The sequence below is a fragment of the Streptomyces sp. NPDC059851 genome, assembly GCF_042732005.1.
Classification (GTDB): Bacteria; Actinomycetota; Actinomycetes; order Streptomycetales; family Streptomycetaceae; genus Streptomyces.
Map to the genome: position 1 here is coordinate 1 of NZ_JBHWJJ010000299.1, position 1,527 is coordinate 1,527.

At 75.4% G+C, this 1,527-nt stretch carries 2 protein-coding genes; one reads left to right on the forward strand and one right to left on the reverse strand.

Annotated elements, in window-relative coordinates:
* Window positions 1-128: 128 nt before the first annotated feature.
* On the reverse strand, window positions 129-476 hold the full coding sequence (locus ACFV7Q_RS38850; protein ID WP_385435671.1) for a carboxymuconolactone decarboxylase family protein: 348 nt from the start codon (window positions 474-476) through the stop codon (window positions 129-131).
* Window positions 477-609: 133 nt separating this feature from the next.
* On the opposite strand from ACFV7Q_RS38850, the gene ACFV7Q_RS38855 reads away from it, so the two are divergent.
* Window positions 610-1,527 (forward strand): LysR family transcriptional regulator (locus ACFV7Q_RS38855; RefSeq protein WP_385435672.1); only part of this gene is annotated, 918 nt, incomplete at its 3' end.

Consider the following 1,527-nt stretch of genomic DNA (forward strand, 5'->3'; position numbering starts at 1 on the left):
GACAGGACCCTCGGCGTTTCCGGTCCGGAGCGCCACCGAGGAGCGAGCCGGTCGGCGCCCTGCGCGTGGCGGGTTCCGCCCGGCCGCGTGGGCGCGGATCCGCGGGTGTTTCCGGGCCGGGCGTGTACCTACTCGTGCGAGTGGGCGGTCTTGCCGTGCTGTTCGTAGAGGCGATCGGCGAGCAGGGCGTGGGCGAGGGTGCCGCCGGCGCGCACTGAGGCGGTGACGAAGGCGGTCTCGGCGAGTTCCTCGGCGGTGACGCCGTGCCGGCGGGCCGCGGCGGTGTGCACGTCGAGGCAGTACGAGCACTGCGTGACCAGGGCCACCGCCACCGAAATCAGTTCGCGGTAGCGGCGCGGCACCGCACCGTCCTCGCGGTCGACCGCGTTCTGGAAGGCGAGCCAGGCGGCGAACTCGGGCGCGGCCGCGGCGCCGACGGATCGGGCGCGGTGCAGGTCGTCGGGGTGGGCGTACATGGAGACTCCTTGCGGAAGATGAGGTCCGGCACGTGTGTGGTTCCGGGAACGGATCCAGCTCACCGTGGATCCCCCTGCCGCGTCCAAGACCGGTTTCGCAGGGGTGGTGCCGTTCTCGGTATCGTGGCCGGTCATGGACTTGCGAGCGTTGCGTTGTTTCGTCGCGGTAGCGGAGGAGGGCCACTTCGGCCGGGCGGCCGCGCGGCTCCACCTCGCCCAGCCGCCCCTCAGCCGCAGGATCCGGGAACTGGAGACGGATCTCGGGTGCCGCCTGTTCGACCGGATTCCGACCGGGGCTCGTTTGACCCCGGCCGGGGAAGTCCTGCTCGTCGAGGCACGTGACCTCTTGGAGCGGGCCGAACGTGCGCGGGAGCGGGTGCGCGCCGCGGAGTCCGAACGAGAGGTAGTCCTGGGCACGGTCGCCGGGGCGGGTCTGGACGCCGGCCACGCGGCGCTGGCCGTACTGCGGACCACCCACCCCGGGCTGCGGGTCCGGTTGCGGGAGGCGCCCGTCACGGATCCCACGGGCGGGCTGCGTGAGCGACAGGCCGACCTCGCACTGACCCGGCTCCCCTTCGACACTGCCGGACTGGCCGTACGCCTGCTCGGAGTGGAGCCCGTGGTGGCGGCGCTGCGCGCGGACGATCCGCTGGCCGCCCGACCGCGGTTGCACGTCACGGAGCTCGCGGGACGCCCGCGGTTCCGGTTGCCGGCCGGGACCGACGCTCGCTGGCGTGCGTACTGGCTCGCGGCCGAGGAGGACGCTACCGGCCCGGTGGTGACGTCCGCGGAGGAGTGTCTGCACGCGGTCCTCTGGGACGGGGCGACCGGCCTGCTGCCGGCCGGGGCCGCGCGGCGGCACGCCCGCCCGGGTATCGCCTTCGTCCCGGTCGACGGCCACCCGCCGAGCCGTGTCGTGCTGGCTCGCCGCGCGGGCGCCGCCGCCGATCCGGTCGCGGACGCGGTGACGGCCGCTCTGGCCGACGCCTACGCGGCCGCGGCGGCCGCGGGGGGCCCCGTCGCCGCGGGGGTCCCCGCCCCGGCCGCGGCG

Coding starts and splice junctions, on each gene's coding strand:
- ACFV7Q_RS38850 (WP_385435671.1), bottom strand. CDS start 476: ATGTACGCCCACCCCGACGACCTGCACCGCGCCCGATCCGTCGGCGCC.